Annotated in this window: 17 protein-coding genes; 12 read left to right on the top strand and 5 right to left on the bottom strand. The window is 57.7% G+C overall.

Annotation, left to right across the window (positions count from 1 at the left end):
* Positions 1-323: 323 nt before the first annotated feature.
* Complete coding sequence (rhaI, locus tag GGQ73_RS02740) at positions 324-1,616, bottom strand: L-rhamnose catabolism isomerase (protein WP_183893815.1); 1,293 nt, start codon at positions 1,614-1,616, stop codon at positions 324-326.
* A 90-nt stretch (positions 1,617-1,706) separates the two neighbouring features.
* Between rhaI and GGQ73_RS02735 the strand changes: the two genes are divergently transcribed.
* Positions 1,707-1,865, top strand: a complete 159-nt coding sequence (locus GGQ73_RS02735) for a YqaE/Pmp3 family membrane protein (protein ID WP_042618061.1) — start codon at positions 1,707-1,709, stop codon at positions 1,863-1,865.
* 53 nt (positions 1,866-1,918) lie between these two features.
* Here the strand turns inward: GGQ73_RS02735 and GGQ73_RS02730 are convergent, their stop codons facing one another.
* Positions 1,919-4,012 (bottom strand): bifunctional rhamnulose-1-phosphate aldolase/short-chain dehydrogenase, encoded by a 2,094-nt coding sequence (locus GGQ73_RS02730; protein WP_183893813.1) that lies wholly within the window; start codon positions 4,010-4,012, stop codon positions 1,919-1,921.
* Positions 4,013-4,213: 201 nt separating this feature from the next.
* Between GGQ73_RS02730 and GGQ73_RS02725 the strand changes: the two genes are divergently transcribed.
* The 7 genes from GGQ73_RS02725 (at position 4,214) to GGQ73_RS02695 (ending at position 11,576) form a co-directional block, all read left to right on the top strand.
* Entirely contained in the window at positions 4,214-5,044 is an 831-nt protein-coding gene (locus GGQ73_RS02725; RefSeq protein WP_183893810.1) for a DeoR/GlpR family DNA-binding transcription regulator, read from the top strand.
* A gap of 42 nt (positions 5,045-5,086) precedes the next feature.
* Positions 5,087-6,097: a rhamnose ABC transporter substrate-binding protein gene (gene rhaS / locus GGQ73_RS02720; protein WP_183893808.1), complete on the top strand. Its 1,011-nt coding sequence runs from the start codon at positions 5,087-5,089 to the stop codon at positions 6,095-6,097.
* Between the two features lie 211 nt (positions 6,098-6,308).
* Entirely contained in the window at positions 6,309-7,841 is a 1,533-nt protein-coding gene (locus tag GGQ73_RS02715) for a sugar ABC transporter ATP-binding protein (protein ID WP_210290026.1), read from the top strand.
* A gap of 14 nt (positions 7,842-7,855) precedes the next feature.
* Positions 7,856-8,857: an ABC transporter permease gene (locus GGQ73_RS02710; protein WP_183893806.1), complete on the top strand. Its 1,002-nt coding sequence runs from the start codon at positions 7,856-7,858 to the stop codon at positions 8,855-8,857.
* Entirely contained in the window at positions 8,854-9,861 is a 1,008-nt protein-coding gene (locus GGQ73_RS02705) for an ABC transporter permease (RefSeq protein WP_174151997.1), read from the top strand. Before GGQ73_RS02710 ends, GGQ73_RS02705 begins: the two co-directional genes overlap by 4 nt.
* A gap of 3 nt (positions 9,862-9,864) precedes the next feature.
* On the top strand, positions 9,865-10,188 hold the full coding sequence (rhaM, locus tag GGQ73_RS02700; protein WP_183893804.1) for an L-rhamnose mutarotase: 324 nt from the start codon (positions 9,865-9,867) through the stop codon (positions 10,186-10,188).
* Positions 10,185-11,576, top strand: coding sequence for an FGGY-family carbohydrate kinase (locus GGQ73_RS02695; RefSeq protein WP_183893802.1), 1,392 nt, complete (start codon positions 10,185-10,187; stop codon positions 11,574-11,576). Before rhaM ends, GGQ73_RS02695 begins: the two co-directional genes overlap by 4 nt.
* On the opposite strand, the gene GGQ73_RS02690 is transcribed toward GGQ73_RS02695, so the two are convergent.
* Genes GGQ73_RS02690 through GGQ73_RS02680 form a run of 3 tightly spaced genes read right to left on the bottom strand, consistent with a single transcriptional unit; the run spans position 11,561 to position 13,197 of the window.
* On the bottom strand, positions 11,561-11,959 hold the full coding sequence (locus GGQ73_RS02690) for a DUF2177 family protein (RefSeq protein ID WP_183893800.1): 399 nt from the start codon (positions 11,957-11,959) through the stop codon (positions 11,561-11,563). The genes GGQ73_RS02695 and GGQ73_RS02690 overlap by 16 nt on opposite strands.
* A 12-nt stretch (positions 11,960-11,971) precedes the next feature.
* Positions 11,972-12,631 (bottom strand): ChrR family anti-sigma-E factor, encoded by a 660-nt coding sequence (locus GGQ73_RS02685; protein ID WP_183893798.1) that lies wholly within the window; start codon positions 12,629-12,631, stop codon positions 11,972-11,974.
* A complete protein-coding gene (locus GGQ73_RS02680; RefSeq protein ID WP_174151991.1) occupies positions 12,628-13,197 on the bottom strand; it encodes a sigma-70 family RNA polymerase sigma factor in 570 nt (189 codons plus the stop codon). The genes GGQ73_RS02685 and GGQ73_RS02680 overlap by 4 nt, the downstream gene beginning before the upstream one ends.
* Positions 13,198-13,433: 236 nt before the next feature.
* On the opposite strand from GGQ73_RS02680, the gene GGQ73_RS02675 reads away from it, so the two are divergent.
* The 4 genes from GGQ73_RS02675 (at position 13,434) to GGQ73_RS02660 (ending at position 17,419) form a co-directional block, all read left to right on the top strand.
* Positions 13,434-14,786 (top strand): NAD(P)/FAD-dependent oxidoreductase, encoded by a 1,353-nt coding sequence (locus tag GGQ73_RS02675; protein ID WP_183894425.1) that lies wholly within the window; start codon positions 13,434-13,436, stop codon positions 14,784-14,786.
* Complete coding sequence (locus GGQ73_RS02670) at positions 14,783-15,613, top strand: DUF1365 domain-containing protein (RefSeq protein ID WP_183893796.1); 831 nt, start codon at positions 14,783-14,785, stop codon at positions 15,611-15,613. Before GGQ73_RS02675 ends, GGQ73_RS02670 begins: the two co-directional genes overlap by 4 nt.
* The gene (locus GGQ73_RS02665; protein ID WP_174151989.1) at positions 15,610-16,827 is read left to right on the top strand and encodes an SAM-dependent methyltransferase; all 1,218 of its coding nucleotides are present in this window, start codon (positions 15,610-15,612) and stop codon (positions 16,825-16,827) included. The genes GGQ73_RS02670 and GGQ73_RS02665 overlap by 4 nt, the downstream gene beginning before the upstream one ends.
* A 346-nt stretch (positions 16,828-17,173) precedes the next feature.
* A complete protein-coding gene (locus GGQ73_RS02660) occupies positions 17,174-17,419 on the top strand; it encodes a DUF982 domain-containing protein (RefSeq protein ID WP_174151987.1) in 246 nt (81 codons plus the stop codon).
* Positions 17,420-17,574 lie beyond the last annotated feature (155 nt).

Below are 17,574 nucleotides of genomic sequence, written 5' to 3'. Positions count from 1 at the left end.
ACGCTGCCATCACTGTTGGGTCTGCGGCTGAACCGTCGTCCTCGGTATCAACGTCCCATCCTGGCTTTGCGGTGAAAGCTGCCGATCGCCGTTCAGAAACGCAATGCTTACGACGATGCCCACAAGCACTAACAAGAGCGCGACGAAAATCAGGCCTGATCTGTCTATTGGTTGTTTCATAACGCCCTAACATAAACGCGAATGTGAAGATGATGGGGCGAAAAACACGATTCTTTAATGGCGGACATATTTGGTTACAAATGCATGAAGGCACGCTCTCGCATGCCTTCATGTGTTAACGTTTGCCGCATCGGTGGAGCGCCTCAGATGATGCCGCCACTGCCGCCTTTCGATTCAGGGCGTTCCGCTGCCACCTTGGCGCGATAGCCGCTGGCGCGGTAGGTGGCGACAGGATCGATGGCTCCGCCTGCCCGTCTCCGGACCTCTGCCAGAATAGGTTCCACATCGGTCCGATACGCGCGTTTCAGCGTGTCTGATGCCATGAGGGCATCGTTGTCCTGCTGGAAGCCATCGAGTGCCATCCGGTCAACCAGCAGCGCCTGCGCGTAGGCGCGGCGGATTTCGTTGGCGCTGGAGATCAGGCTTTCGATGGGGTCGGTCACATTGTGCGATTGGTCGATCATGTGGGCCGGGTGGAAGCCCTTGACGCCGCGATGGTCGGCATCCACCAACTCGTTAAAGACGAGGAACAGGCGGTAAGGATCGATGGAGCCTGCATCCAGGTCGTCATCGCCATATTTGCTGTCGTTGAAGTGGAAACCGCCGAGTTTGCCGAACTGGATGAGGCGGGCGACGATCATTTCGATGTTGGTATTGGGCGCGTGGTGGCCGAGGTCCACCAGGCAGAATGCCTTTTCACCCAAAGTATTGGCAATGAGGTAGTTCGTGCCCCAATCCTGCACCACTGTGGAATAGAAGGCAGGTTCGTACATCTTGTGTTCGGAGAAGATGCGCCAGTCATCCGGCAACGCTTTGTAGATCTCTGCCATTCCGGAGAGATAACGCTCGAAGCTCTTGGTGAAATTGCTCTGCCCTGGGAAATTGGAGCCGTCTCCCACCCACACCGTCAGCGCCTTGGAGCCGAGCGCAGTGCCGATTTCGATGCATTCGATGTTGTGGTCGACGGCCTGTCGACGCGTTGCCGCATCGGCATGGCTCAGCGAGCCGTATTTGTAGGAATGGGGCTGGTCCGGCGCATCGGAAAACGTGTTGGAATTCATGGCATCGAAGCCAAGGCCCAGCGCGCTCGCATGCGCCTTGAGCGCTTTCGGATCTTCCTTATCCCATGGAATATGCAGGGAAACATTGGGCGTGGCAGATGTCAGCTGGTTGATGACGGCGCAATCATCCAGCTTGTCGAAAATGCCGCGCGGCTCACCCTTTCCGGGAAAGCGGGCGAAACGGGTGCCGCCGGTTCCAACACCCCAGGACGGAACGGCGACGAAAAACTCGGACACTTTCTTCGCGACAACATCGATGTCGATATTGCGGCGCGAGAGATGCTCGCCCAAAGCGGCGTAATCCGCATCGTGCGCCTCACCGTGCTTTTGGTTTTCCGCCTCGACAATATCTGCCGCAATCCTCAATTCCATCATCTCTTCCTCCCTTTGCGTGCCCCGCCGATTGAACCAATTCCGTGCTCCCCACGTTATGTCGTCGAAAACAATCAGACGGGGTATTCAATCGTGGACGTCATTCGCATCATTCTTGCCATTTTCCTGCCGCCAGTCGGCGTCTTTCTCCAGGTTGGCCTCGGCCTTCACTTCTGGCTGAACATCCTGCTGACACTCTGTGGCTATATCCCCGGCATCATCCATGCCATCTGGGTCATTCTGCGCAAGTAAGCGCATGGTACGACAGAGCGCCTGCGAACAAACACGCAGGCGCTTTTCGTTGTTCAGCGCGTGAAGCTCTGCGCATTTCCGGCATCGACATTGATGATGTTGCCCGTGGACTTGGCCGAAACATCCGAGGCAAAGAAATAGATCGCCTCGGCAATATCTTCCGGCAAGACATTCAGTTTGAGCATGGAACGCTTCCTGTAATGCTCTTCCAAATCATCGATTTCGATCTTGGACGATGCAGCGCGTTGTTCCCGCCACTCCCCGTTCCAGATTTTCGAACCGCGCAGAACTGCGTCAGGGTTGACCGTGTTGACGCGAATACCGGCGTCAGCACCTTCAAGCGCCAGGCAACGTGCGAGGTGAATTTCCGCAGCCTTGGCCGTGCAGTAAGCGGACGCATTGGGTGACGACGCCAAGCCGTTCTTGGAGGCCACGAAAACGACGTTGCCACCAAGATTCTGGCGACGGAACAGGCGGAACGCCTCCCGCGACACAAGGAAATAGCCGGTCGCAAGAATGTCGATATTCCTGTTCCACATGGCAAGCGTCGTGTCTTCCACAGGGGCGGATGAGGCAATACCGGCATTCGATACCAGAATATCAACACCGCCAAATTCAACGCTGGCTCCGACAAAGGCCGAAAGCACCGCGTCTTCCTTCGTCACATCCAGCGTGACACTGCGAACGGCGTCCATGCTGTAGCGCTTCTCGAAATCACCCTTCGTGGCTGCAAGTGCCGCTTCATCAATGTCAGCCAGCACAACGCAGGCGCCTTCGCTGGCCAGACGCTCGGCTGTCGCACGGCCGATGCCACCAGCGCCGCCGGTAATGAAGGCCACGCGGCCTGCAAGGCTTTTCGGCTTGGGCATACGCTGGAGCTTTGCTTCTTCCAGCAACCAGTATTCGATATCGAAGGCTTCCTGCTCGGGAAGACCCTGATACTCCGAAACGGTCGATGCGCCGCGCATCACGTTGATGGCGTTGACGTAGAACTCACCGGCGATGCGTGCGGTCGCCTTGTCCTTGGCGAAGGACAGCATGCCGACGCCGGGGATGAGAAAAATCACTGGGTTCGGATCACGGATTTTGGGTGAATTGTCGTGTTTGCAGGTCTCGTAATACCTGACGTAATCGGCGCGATAATCCTCCAGCGCCTTGTCCAGACCGGCCACCACGCCGTCCACATCCGGGTTAACGGTGTCGAGATCGAGGATCAGTGGACGGATCTTGGTGCGCAGAAAGTGGTCCGGGCAGGACGTGCCGAGCGCACCGAGTGGCTTCAATTGCACCGAATTGACGAATTCCAGAACGGCGTCCTGATCATCGAAATGGCCAAGCTTGCGTTCATCGCGACCGATGCGGCCACGAATTTCCGGCATCAAGCGCGCCGCAATGGCGCGGCGTTCTGCCTGTGGCAGCGCGTTAGCAACCGCGCCGCCGAAGATGGTCTTGCCTTCGGTCTTCGCAGCGAACCATTCGATCGCCTTGTTGATGATGGCGAGCGTCAGTTCGTAACACGTCTTCGCATCATTATCCCAGGTGAAAAGGCCGTGGCTTTCCAGCACGACGCCCTTGGAATTGGGATTGGCCTTCACGAAGGCTTCGAGATCGAGACCGAGCTGGAAGCCGGGACGACGCCATGGCAGCCAGCCAATGTCAGCCCCGAAAATCTCTTGCGTCAATTCTTTCGAATTCTTGGAGGCGGCAATGGCGATGATGGCATCCGGGTGCATGTGATCGACATGGTCGAACGGCACGAAACCGTGCAGAGGGGTGTCGATGGAAGCCGCGCGCGGATTGAGATTGAAGGTGCAATGGGGAAGAAACCCGACCATCCGGTCCTCGTCTTCCACACCCTTGTAGATACCCTTCAATGCTTCCAGCTTGTCCATGTAGAGCGTGGCAAAGCCATCCAGCTTGATGGTGCCGACATCGCCGCCGGAGCCCTTGACCCACATGACGCGGGCCTTCTCGCCGGTTAGAGGATCGGTTTCCAGCACCTTTGCGGAGGTGTTTCCGCCACCGTAATTGGTGATGCGCTTGTCCGCGCCCAGCAGGTTGGAGCGATAGAGCAGTTTGCCCGGCTCATCGAGCTTTGCAGCGTAAGCATCGTCCCAGCGGCTTTCGAGAAGACGGGTCTGTCCCATCGGCATATCCTCCCATATCGTTTATTCGCAGACTTTCGAACCAGCCCGCCTCCTGTTAAAGGCAGATATCGCGCAATCAAAAGCGCAATGTCAATCATAAACGATCATATATTTTCATTGTGCGATGCAACATTATTTATTTTGATTGAACTTGGTTGACAACATCAGAAGTTTACGGAAGATTACGATCAGGAGGACCCCATGCACGAAAGCGAACGCCATCGCATCATCTTGAGCGCCATACAGGAAAAGCCTGTTGTGACGGTGCAGGATATTGCCGAATTGACGGATGCTTCCGAAGCAACAATCCGGCGCGATATCGCCTCTCTGCATGTTCAGGGAAAGCTGAGGCGCGTGAGAGGTGGGGCAGAGGCGGTACACCCGCCACAGCTTGGAAATCTGGCTGCACGGCCATTTCGCGTGTCGGAATCGGTCAATATCGACAAGAAACGCGCAATTGCACGCAAGGCCGTCGATCTCTGCGAGGAAGGCGACGCGATCATCATCAATGGTGGCACCACCACCTTCCAGATGGTGCACTACATGTCGGCCCGGCGTTTGCAGGTCATGACGAACTCCTTCGCCATTGCCGAACATCTCGTCAAGCATTCGAAATGCAATGTCAGCGTTCCCGGCGGCGCGATCTACCGCGACCAGAGCCTGATCCTGTCGCCTTTCGAGAATGACGCGATCCGCAATTTCTATGCGCGGCGCATCTTTATCGGCGCGCAAGGTGTCGGTGCGCTCGGCATCATGGAGTCGGACGCGCTGGTCATCCAGAGCGAACAGAAATTGATGCGGCAGGCGGAGGAACTGATCGTGATGGTCGATAGCTCCAAGTTCCGCAAACGCTCCAGCCTCATTCTCTGCCCCTTGGATAATGTCTCGACCATCATCACCGATGACGGCATTTCGGACGAGGCAGCGCGAATGGTCGAGGCAGCGGGCGTCGCACTTGTTGTCGCCGGATCGGTTGCGGGCGCTCAGGCGCCCCCATCGGCGGATGAAGAGGGTTCTGCTTCGGTTGCTTGAGGGGCGCCGGAGGGGAGTGGTTTTAACGGGAGGAAACAGAACATGAAACTTACACGCAGAAAACTGACCCGCGCCTTGGCGCTCAGTGTTGCCATCGGCGTTGCCGGTTTTGGCAACATAGCGCAGGCAAAAGACATGAAAATCGCGCTGGTCGTCAAGTCGCTCGGCAACGGCTTCTTCGAGGCCGCCAACAAGGGCGCGCAGGAAGCTGCCAAGGAGCTCGGCGGCGTAGAGATCATCTACACCGGCCCCACGACGACCACGGCGGAAGGTCAGATCGAAGTCATCAATTCGCTGATTGCGCAGGGTGTGGACGCCATCGCGATTTCCGCCAACGATCCGGATGCGGTGGTGCCAGCCCTCAAGAAAGCAGCACAGCGCGGCATCAAGGTCATCTCCTGGGATAGTGGCGTTGCACCGGCGGGCCGTATTCTCCAGCTCAACCCTTCATCCAATGCGCTGATTGGAAAGATGTGCCTGCAACTGGCAGCCGCGCATCTGGAAGGCGGCAAGGGTGAATTTGCGATCCTGTCTGCCACGACCACCTCGACGAACCAGAATATCTGGATCGAAGAGATGAAGAAGCAGTTGAAGGACTTCTCCGGCCTCAACCTCGTCACCACCGTCTATGGCGACGATCTGGCCGACAAGAGCTACCGTGAAGCGCAGGGCCTGTTGACCTCGCAGCCGAATGTGAAGGTTATCGTCGCGCCGACCACCGTCGGTGTGCTGGCTGCATCGCAGGCGGTGAAGGATGCAGGCAAGATCGGTCAGGTCTTCGTGACGGGCCTTGGCCTTCCTTCTGAAATGGCCGGCGCTATCAAGTCCGGTGCCACCAAGGAATTCGCCATCTGGAATCCGATCGACCTAGGCTACTCCGCAACCCAGATCGCCTATCACCTCGTCAAGGGTGATGCTGACGGCAAGCCGGGCACCGAGATCGAGGCCGGACGCATGGGCAAGATCAAGGTTGGCGAAAACAGCGAAGCGGCCATGGCCGATCCGTTTATCTATGACGCCAAGAACATCGATCAGTTCTCGAAGATTTTCTGATCTGACGGACGGTAGTGGGTGGGGCTTACCCCCCTCTGCCCTGCCGGGCATCTCCCCCACGAGGAGGGAGATTGGCTTGGCGCACGCTGCCATTTCACATTCAAGGTGAGAGTTTGGCGAGAGATAACCGCGACTCGATCTCCCCCCTTGTGGGGAGATGTCCGGCAGGACAGAGGGGGGTAAGCCCACCCACAACCAAAGAAAATAGATAATGCGTGCTGAAACAAAAATCGCAGATGCGCCAGGGGCTTCGCTACTGGAGCCCATTCTCGAAATGCGCGGCATCAGCCAGATATTCCCCGGCGTCAAAGCGCTGGATGGCGTCAACATCCAGCTCTATCCCGGCAAGGTTACGGCGCTGATCGGTGAAAACGGTGCAGGCAAATCGACACTGGTGAAAATCCTGACCGGCATTTACCGGCCCAACGAAGGCGAGATCCTGCTGGATGGCCAGCCGGTGACGTTTCACAGCGCGCAGGATGCTCTCGATGCCGGTGTCACCGCCATTCATCAGGAAACCGTGCTGTTCGATGAACTCTCGGTCGGCGAAAACATCTTTCTCGGCCATGCGCCAAAAACCCGTTTCGGGCTGATCGACTGGAAGACGATCAACGATCAATCGCGCACGCTTCTAGAGCGGCTGGAAAGCAAGATCGATCCAACGATCCGGTTGAAAGACCTGTCGATTGCGCAGCGGCATCTGGTGGCGATTGCCCGTGCGCTGTCTGTCGAAGCGCGCATCGTCATCATGGATGAGCCGACAGCAGCGCTTTCCCGCAAGGAAATAGACGACCTGTTCCGCATCGTGGAAAACCTGAAGCGGCAGGGCAAGGCCATCCTCTTCATCAGCCACAAATTCGATGAGGTCTATGAAATAGCAGAAAGCTATGCGGTTTTCCGCGATGGCAAGATGGTCGGTTCGGGCGATCTGGCGCAGACCCCGCAGGATGAAATCGTACGCCTGATGGTGGGGCGCGACGTCAAGGACGCCTTTCCGAAACAGGCTGTCAACATCGGCGCGACGACGCTTTCCGTCGAACGCTATTGCCACGAGACGGAGTTTCGCGACATTTCCTTCGACCTGCGCAAGGGTGAAATTCTCGGTCTTTACGGGTTGATCGGCGCTGGCCGCTCGGAGCTTTGCCAGTCGCTCTTCGGTATCACCCGCCCCGCATCCGGCGCGCTCACATTGAATGGCGAAGCGCTGGCCATCCGCTCACCCGAAGATGCGATCCGCGCGGGCATCGTCTATGTGCCGGAAGAGCGTGGACGGCACGGGCTGGCGCTCGATATGCCGATCTATCAGAATATGTCTTTGCCCTCTCTCTCGCGAACATCGCGAAAAGGCTTTCTCACAGCAGCAAACGAATTTGCGCTTGCCCGGAAATATGCCTCTCGTCTTGATCTGCGTGCGGCGGCCTTGTCCGTGCCGGTCGGCACACTGTCCGGCGGTAACCAGCAGAAGGTCGTCATCGGCAAATGGCTGGCGACGCAGCCCAAGGTCATCATTCTGGACGAGCCGACCAAGGGCATCGATATCGGCTCCAAGGCCGCCGTGCATGGCTTCATCAGCGAGCTTGCCGCCGAGGGACTATCGATCATCATGATTTCATCCGAGCTGCCGGAAATCCTTGGCATGTCCGACCGCGCCATCGTGATGCGGGAAGGCCTGATGGCAGGCACGTTCGAGCGGGCGGAATTTTCACCGGAAAAGCTGGTGCGCGCCGCTACGGGCAATGCGTGAGGGGAAGCCACAGCATGAAAAGATTACTCAAGAACCGCGAATGGCTGCTGGCAGGCATCATCATCCTGTTGATCGCAGGCTTTTCCTGGCGCTCTCCGGGCTTTGAGCGACCGGGCAATCTCGTCAACATCTTCAACGATACCTCGATCCTCATCATTCTGGCACTGGGCCAGATGGCGGTGATCCTGACGAAATCCATCGACCTGTCGGTGGCCGCAAACCTTGCCTTTACCGGCATGGCGGTGGCCATGACCAATGCTGCCTTTCCCGGCCTTCCCCTGCCCGTCCTCATCGTCTTGGCAGTGGCCATCGGTGCGTTCCTGGGCTCGATCAACGGCATTCTTGTCTGGTGGCTGGGACTTCCTTCCATCGTCGTCACGCTGGGTACGCTCACCATCTATCGCGGCATGGCCTTCGTCCTGTCAGGCGGCGCCTGGGTCAATGCACATCAGATGTCGCCCACGTTTCTCAACGTCCCGCGCACGCCAATCCTCGGCATGCCGGTGCTGTCATGGGTGGCGATCCTCATCATCGCAGGCGCATGGCTGGTGTTGAGCCGCACCTCGTTCGGGCGTTCCGCCTACGCTTCCGGCGGCAATCCGGGAGCGGCTGTTTATGCCGGTATCGACGTCGGACGAACGCGCTTCCTGGCCTTTGTCCTCTCCGGTGCCTTGGCGGGTCTGGCAAGCTATCTCTGGGTCTCCCGATACGCAGTGGCCTATGTCGATATCGCATCCGGCTTCGAGCTGGATAGCGTGGCTGCCAATGTCATCGGCGGCATTTCGATTGCGGGCGGCATCGGCTCCGTCGCGGGGGCCGTGCTCGGTGCGCTCTTCCTCGGTGTCATCAAGAATGCGCTGCCGGTCATCGGCATTTCGCCCTTCGCGCAGATGGCGATTTCGGGCGTCGTCATCGTGCTGGCGGTCGTCTTCAATGCCCGTGCGGAGGCCAAGAAAGGCCGCATCATCCTGCGTGACAGAGCCAGGACTGAAATCACCAAGGAGGCTTCGGCATGAGCGTGACCGCATCTGACACCTCGACGCCGCGGGTCATTCCAGACAAGCTCGGCACACCATTCAAGCGCATCATGGCCAGCTGGGAGGTGCTCCTGCTCGGCGTCGCCATCCTCATCTTTATCGTCAATTCCTTTGCGTCGCCCTACTTCCTCGATGCCTATAATCTCTCGGACGCCACCTTCAATTTCACGGAAAAGGCGCTGATCGCCTTCGCCATGGCGCTGCTCATCATTGCAGGTGAGATCGATCTTTCGGTCGCCGCCATCATCGCGCTCGCCTCCACCGCCATGGGCTATGCGGTGCAACTGGGTGTCGGCACGCCGGGGCTGGTTGCCATCGGCATCGGCACCGGCCTTATCTGCGGGGCGTTCAACGGCTTTCTGGTGGCCGGATTGAAACTGCCATCCATCGTGGTCACCATTGGCACGATGAGCCTGTTTCGTGGCATTTCCTACATGGTGCTCGGAGATCAGGCCTTCGGCAAATACCCGGAAGACTTTGCCTATTTCGGCCAGGGTTATGTCTTCTGGGTCATCTCTTTCGAATTCCTGCTGTTCGTGGTGATGGCCGTGGTTTTCGCCATCCTGCTGCACGCCACGAATTTCGGGCGGCAGGTCTATGTTATCGGTACCAATCCGTTCGCCGCACGTTTTTCCGGCATCCCGGTGGAGCGGGTGAAGTTTATCCTCTTCCTGTTGACCGGCCTGATGAGCGGCATCGCCGCCGTATGCCTCACATCCCGCCTCGGCTCCACCCGCCCCTCCATCGCGCAAGGATGGGAGCTGGAAGTGGTGACGATGGTGGTGCTGGGTGGCGTGTCTATCCTCGGCGGATCCGGCACCATCGGCGGGGTGGTCATCGCCGCTTTCGTCATGGGCCTCGTCACCTTCGGGTTGGGTTTGTTGAACGTTCCCGGCATCGTCATGTCGATCTTCGTCGGCCTGCTTCTCATCATCACCATCGCCATTCCCATTGTCGTTCGCCGCCTGCGAGCCATGAGGTAGACCATGCCGGACCTTGAAAAACACGCCTTCAAGATGAAGCTCTTTCCCGGCATGGAAGCCGAGTACAGGAAGCGCCATGACGAGATATGGCCCGAACTGGTTACGCTGCTGCATGAGGCGGGCGTGAGCGATTATTCCATTCATCTCGATCACGAAACAAATATTCTATTTGGTGTTTTGACCCGCCGCCAGAACCACGGAATGGCCTCTTTGCCCGACCATCCGGTGATGAAAAAATGGTGGGCGCATATGTCCGACATCATGGAAAGCCATCAGGATCATTCCCCCGTCGCGACCAACCTCACCCTGTTGTTTCACCTGCCATGAGCGCGCCGGTCCGCAATGTCGCCATCATCGATATCGGCAAGACACACGCCAAGGTGATCGTCGTTGATGGGCAGAGCGGCGAGGAAATCGCCTCTCGTAAGGTCGCCAACCGGGTTCTGAGTAGCCCACCTTACCCGCATTACGATATTGACGCGCTGTGGACGTTCATCCTTGAGGGGCTGGCTGCATTTTACAGGGAGCCAGGATATCAGGCCATTTCCATCACGACCCACGGTGCCAGTGCCGCTCTGCTGAATGGCGAGGGTAATCTGGCGCTGCCGGTTCTGGATTACGAACACAGCTATCCCAATGACATCCAAAAAGCTTATGCCGTTCTGCGCCCTCCTTTTGAGGAAACCTTCTCGCCGGCTCTTCCCATGGGGCTGAATGTCGGCGCGCAACTGCATTATCAGAAAACAGAATTTCCCGAAGCCTTCGCCGATGTCGCCGACATCATGACCTATCCGCAATACTGGGCTTATCGACTGACCGGTGTTAAGGCCAACGAGGTAACGTCGCTTGGCTGTCACACCGATCTCTGGCAGCCGGGCAAGGCTGCATTTTCAAGCCTCCCGGACAGTCTGGGCATCACCGAACTGATGGCACCCGTGCGCTCGGCCTTCGATACGCTCGGATCGCTTTTGCCCGATATGGCGAAGCGTATCGGTGCCGGGGAAGCCATACCGGTCTATTGCGGTCTTCACGATTCCAACGCCTCGCTGCTGCCGCATCTGATGGTGCGTAAAGGTCCGTTTTCGGTGATCTCGACCGGTACATGGGTCGTCTGCTTCGGCGTCGGGGCACCGTTGGAAACGCTTGATCCGGCACGCGATACGCTGGTCAATGTGGATGCGTTCGCAAAGCCCGTGCCCTCGGCCCGCTTCATGGGCGGGCGGGAGTTCGAGCTGCTGACTGCGGGCGTCACGCCAGGTGATCCTTCGGCAAGCGCGGCAGCACTCGGTCGTGTCGTAACCGACATCATTCTTTATTGTCCCAATGCGGTCGAAGGTTCCGGACCGTATCCCGGAATGAAAGGGCATTGGATCAGGGAGCCACGAGATGATGATGAACGCTGGGTGGCTGCGTCTCTCTACGCTGCCATGATGACGGCACGTTGCCTTGAGCTTATCGGCAAAGCTCCCACGATCATCGTTGAAGGGCCGTTTGCGAGAAACACGCATTTCACCGCTGCACTGGCTGCGATAACCGGTGCGGGCGTCATGGTCACCGATGGGAACAGCCCATCAGGCACGGCTTTGGGTGCTGCACTGCTCGTGACGCGACAGGCGCCGCCTCAGTCCTATCACACGGTCCAACCGCTCTTGGGCCTGGAGAGCACTTATCGAAAGTGGCGCGAGCTCACCGATACGGCTTACAGGACAAGCTGAACCAGCCAATATCCGCCGACGGCAGCGGCGCCCGTCAGCACGGTGCCCCAGATAATATCGACAACACACATTTTCAGGGACCAGCCTTTGAGCGTCGAGAGGTTGGTCATGTCGTAGGTGCCGTAACTGATAAAGCCAAGGATGGCGCCGGACACCAAAGCCGACTGCCAGCCATCGCCATTGAGTGCAGGCACGACGGCGAAATAGACGATACCCGCGATGTAGAAGAGGTAGAAGATACCGGCAGCCGCAAAGTTGGGCTTTGCCAGCATCAGACCGCCGATTTCACGCCTGTAAAAGCCGATGGCCAGCTTTGACAGCCACAGGAAATCAAATCCGAAAAAGACGATGGCTGTACCGACATAGGCTAGGAGATAGTCCATCGTCCGCTCTCCTTATATGCCCAGAACAGGCTGAACGAGGCGAACCAGCCAGCTTTTGAATTTCAGTGGCGCGTCGGTTACGGCCAGACAGATGCAGTCCTGGCCTTCACCTGCAACGGGCTGGTGCATCAAATCTTCGTCTGCTTCCTCGAAGTCACCGCGACGGAAGACGTCGTTGCCGTCTTTAAAGTAACCGGAGAGAACAACCGTCAGTTCCCGCCCACCATGCGTATGTTCCGGCACCGGTTTGCCAGCCGGTATGCGCAGCAGCCGGACATTGGCCTCGCCATCGCGTGTAGGGATGGGGAAATGGTAAGCACCGGGTCCGAGCTGTTTCCATTTGAGCTTGTCCACATCACCACCGGCATAGGAGCGCAAAGGCTCAGGCAGCACTGCGTCGTCTCTGGCCTGCGCGACCGAACGGGAGGTTGCAGATGATCTGTCGGCGTGCAGAAGGGTGCGTATCTTCTCCCAGTCTGCATCCACGTTGCCCTGCGTCGGCTCGATGTCCGTTAAAAGCGCGCCGCCGGTCATTTCCAGCGCTTCGAGCCTCTGCCTGCTTTCGGGACACAAGGCGAGATGCGTCGAGACTGCAAGGCTCCAGCTCTCCCCAAGGCTTCCCGATGCGTAATCCAGAAGCAATTCGTCACTGACCTGATGCCGTACACTCATGTGCGTGACTCCAGTGCTGCGCGCAGCTTGGCAAAGGCCAGCCGGATGCGCGATTTGACCGTTCCGATGGGGAGGCCGAGTTGCTCGGCAATGGTGCTGTGGGACGCCTCATCGAAGAACGAGCGCTTCAGCAAGTCGAGTTGCTCCTGCGGCAATTGCGCCAAAGCGCGGTGCAGACGCTGCGCATCCTGGACCTCTTCCAACTGTGTGTCGGCGGCAGGTGCGTCGTCCTTCACGAAAGCCGGATCGTTGATGTCGAATTCCGGTCGCTTGTCCTTGCGGTGCGCATCAATTCTCAAGTTTCGGGCAATTCTGAAAATCCAGGCGGACACGTTGCCGCGGGCCGGATCGAAAAGGGCGGCCTTGTTCCAGACCGTCAACATGGTTTCCTGCATCAGTTCCTCAGCGGCTTGCGCATCACGCACCTGCCGTAACATATAGATCCGCACGCGCGGCCCGTAATACCGAAAAAGCACCTCGAAAGCCTCGACACTGCGCTCGGTTGCAACAGCTTTGATGAGGCCAGGACATTCACTCTCGATCGTATTCTTGACGGTATCATTCATGCGGATCGGCTTCACTCCGCGTCCATACGGCTTGGCTGCAACCGGGCTGTTCCGGTTGCTCCTAATATACTGGCACGCAGGTCCAGTTATGGAAACGTTTATTGTCATGAAACCAATTACGCCAGCGATGTTCCAGTGGATCACCAGCGACAAAAAAATGAACGGTGAGCAATCCAGTTGCCAACCGGGTGCGTAATGGCTGACATGGGAATATGGAATCAACGGCAATGGACATGATGACGGGCGAGAGCAATCGACACACAAGACCCCGGATTGCCGTCATCGGCTCAGGCATTTCCGGCCTTTCCGCTGCATGGATGCTGGATAAATCTGCGGATGTGACCCTGTTTGAGGCAGATAGCCGGTTGGGCGGCCATGCCAACACGGTGTTTGCCGATGTTCCCGGATCGGACCCAATCGCTGTCGACACCGGTTTTATCGTCTATAATGAACGCAACTATCCAAACCTCGTCGCCCTGTTCAAACATCTGGGCGTCGAAACCGACGAATCCGATATGTCATTTGCCGCGTCCCTGCGTGGCGGCTCTCTGGAATATTCCGGCTCGGGCATCGACGGCCTGTTCGGTCAGCGTTCCAACATTTTACGGCCCCGTTTCTGGAGCATGGTGCGAGACGTCCTGCGTTTTTACAAAAAGGCGCCGGAGCTTCTGAACGATCCGTCTTTGCAGACGACAAGTCTTGGCGAATATCTGGATGCCAACGGTTACTCGCTGAGCTTCGTGGACGATCACCTGCTACCGATGGGGGCCGCGATCTGGTCGACAACAGCGGCCGATATGCGCGCCTATCCCCTGCAAGCCTTCATCCGCTTCTTCGTCAATCACGGGCTGGTGCAACTGTCGGACCGGCCGCAATGGCGAACCGTCAGAGGTGGCAGTCGCGAATATGTCGCACGCATCATGGCGCAATTTAAAGGTACTGTTGTTCTCAACAGCCAGATCGAAGCCATCCGGCGTGACAACAGTGGCATCACCCTGCTGGACCGATCCGGTCAGGCATCCCATTTCGATGACGTGGTGATAGCCACCCATGCTGATCAGGCGCTTTTGCTTCTGGCCGATGCTGATGAGCGGGAGCGCTCGCTGCTCGGGGCGTTCGAATATACCCGCAATGCCGCTGTGCTGCACCGTGATGAAACGCTGATGCCGAAGCGCCGCAACGTTTGGTCCGCCTGGAACTATCTGAGCGAACCCAACGCGACCGGCACCGAGCAGCTCTGCGTCACCTATTGGATGAACCGCCTTCAGAACATCGATGAGGCAAACCCGCTTTTCGTGACGCTCAATCCTTCCAGACCGATAGATCCCGCCAAACTCATTCGCAGCTTCGACTATGCCCACCCACTCTTCGACGCCAAGGCGCTCGAAGCACAGAAGCAGCTGTGGAGCCTGCAAGGCCGTCGAAACACGTGGTTCTGCGGCGCGCATTTCGGTAGCGGTTTCCATGAGGACGGATTGCAATCAGGTCTGGCTGTTGCAGAGGCTCTTGGCGGTGTGAAGCGTCCGTGGACCGTCGCGCAGGAATCGGGACGGATTTTCCTCAGCCCCGACAAGGCTTTGGCGTCATGACGTTTCGCTCAGCCATCTACGCAGGACACGTCGTGCATGCGCGCCACCGCCCGCATGCACACAAGATGCGATACCGCGTCTTCTCGCTCCTGCTGGATCTGGATGAGCTTTCCATTCTGGACAAGGGGCTACGCCTGTTCGGTTATAACAGACGCGCCATCTTCAGCTTCCGCGACACCGACCATGGCGCCGGTGAAAAAGGTCAATTGAAGCAATGGGTGGAGCGCCATCTGGCGGCTGCGGGCTTGAACATACCGCCCGATGCCCTGCGCGTCGACATGCTCTGCTATCCGCGAATCTTCGGGTATGTCTTCAATCCGCTGACGGTTTATTTCTGCCATGACCGGCACGACCAGAACCGCCTCGTGGCCATTCTCTATGAGGTCTGCAATACCTTTCACGAGCGCCATACCTACATCATTCCGGCTGTCGTGAACGACAACGGCACAGTGCAGCATTCCTGCGCCAAGGAAATGTATGTTTCGCCTTTCGTGCCGATGGAATGTACCTACGAGTTCCGCATCCGTCCGCCGGATGACAAGGTGCTCGTGACCATCAACGAACAGGACGGCGAAGGCGATTTGCTGTTTGCGTCTTTTGCCGGAACGCGCCGCGCGTTGAGCGATGGCACACTGGGGCGCGCACTCCTGACCTACCCATTGATGACGCTCAAGATCATGGGCGCCATTCATTGGGAAGCGCTTCGCCTCTGGGCAAAAGGCAATCCGATTTATCGACACAAGGCCGCGAAGCAACGCATCGCGAGTTCTGTCAGCGTCAATGACCGTGACGCGGCGGGCGCAACAACGGGAGGTATCAGAAAATGAGTCACGCCGAGGAGGAAACCATCCCGTTTTTGATGGATCGCGCCCCTTTATGGCAGCGGATGATCTGCCGCCGGGTGAGCAACATGACCCATGGTCGCCTGACTCTGGTCTTTCCCGGTGGATGCGAATATGTCGTCAGCGGGCCTGAACCCGGGCCGCACGGCGTGATCAGCCTGAACCGCGGCCGCGTGGTGCGAAGACTGGTCATGGGTGGAAGCCTCGGCTTTGCGCAATCCTATATGGATGGCGATTGGGAGAGCCCCGATCTGGTCAGCCTTTTGGAGCTCGCCATCGCCAATGAGAAAAACTGGCAGGCCGTTTCCGAGCCATCCCGGCTGGTGTCCGCCTTCGCGCTTCTGCGCCACCGCCTTCGCCGCAACTCAAAGGCAGGCAGCCGTCGCAATATCTCGTTCCACTATGATCTGGGCAATCGTTTCTATTCCGCATGGCTCGATGAGACCATGACCTATTCGTCGGCGCTGTTTGAAACGCCGGGCCAGAGCCTGGCGGAAGCACAGAACGCCAAATACGACCGCATTGTCGAACAGCTGAAGATCGGACCCGACGACCACGTGCTGGAGGTGGGCTGCGGATGGGGCGGCTTTGCGGAATATGCCATCGCCAAGACCGGCTGCCGTGTGACAGGCCTTACGCTCTCGACCGAACAGGCGGATTTCGCGCGGGCGCGGCTTGCAAAGGCAGGTCTTGCAGACCGTGCCGATATCCGACTGGAAGATTACCGTGATTGCCAGGGGCAATATTCGAAAATCGTCTCTATCGAGATGTTCGAAGCCGTGGGCGAAGAGAACTGGCCGACCTATTTCCGGCGCCTGCGCGAGCTTCTGGCAAAAGGTGGGGAAGCCATGGTGCAGGTCATTACCATCCATGAAGACCGATTCGATGAATATAGTCGCAACGCTGACTTCATTCAGACCTACATTTTCCCCGGCGGCATGCTGCCCTCGATCACCAAGTTCCGCGATGCGGCTGCACTGGAGGGTTTTGCCAACACCGACACGCTCCAGTTCGGCAAGGATTACGACCGCACCCTGATGCTGTGGGACCGCGCGTTCCTCGCCAATTGGCACCGCATTGAGCCGCTCGGATTCGATGAGCGTTTTTTCCGCATGTGGCGCTACTACCTGCATTATTGCTCCGCCGGTTTCCGTGCCGGGACCATAGACGTCGTTCAGTTCAAGTTGAGCAACAGCTAAGGCTGGCAATTATGCCGAGAGGGCAATCCCCTCGTGCGCAATGAAATTGCTTGCATGGATGGAACTTCCAGAAGGCATTCACGTTACGGTGAGTGTCTTGTTTTAGCATCGAATACTTTAGCGCCGGCAAAATGGCCCATTCGATGCGCAACCTGGAGTGTCTCCCATGAATCAGATTATCTACATCGTCGGCCTGGTCGTCATCGTTCTCGCTATCCTGTCGTTCTTCGGCTTCCGTTGAGATTTAAATTTCCGATTGTAAATTTAAGCATTCGCAAATATTCTCTTTCGTGGGAACCATGTCGGCGAGACACTCGTTGACATCGGCTGATAGGGAGGTGTCCGAATGAAGCGAGCAATATGGACGGAACCTGTCGAAGTGAGCTTCGACAAGAATACCAGAAACGTCATTGCCGGGCCGTTTGATGCCCTGGCACTTTTGACCGACAACTGGCCGCACGTGCGTGGATTGACGTTCGTCAGAGCCCGGAGCGCATGCAGAGCGGCACTGGATGGACGCAAAACCGTCGAGGAAGCGCGCCGCTGGTTTGAAGATGCCGTTTCAGAGGCCGGCAAGCAGAAAAAGCACTGACGATGTGATGTTCAATTTGACGTAAATCAAGCTTAAAAAAATGGCCCCAGTCGGGGCCATTTCAGACTGCTGACAAACCCGCCGATTTTTGTCGGTGGGTTTTTGCGTTTTTGGGCTTCTCGTTCAGGTGGTGTTTTCGCGAGCTGGATGGCGCA

Source organism: Rhizobium skierniewicense (assembly GCF_014196515.1).
GTDB classification, from domain to species: Bacteria; Pseudomonadota; Alphaproteobacteria; order Rhizobiales; family Rhizobiaceae; genus Agrobacterium; species Agrobacterium skierniewicense.
This window is presented reverse-complemented; position numbering and strand designations above follow the sequence as displayed.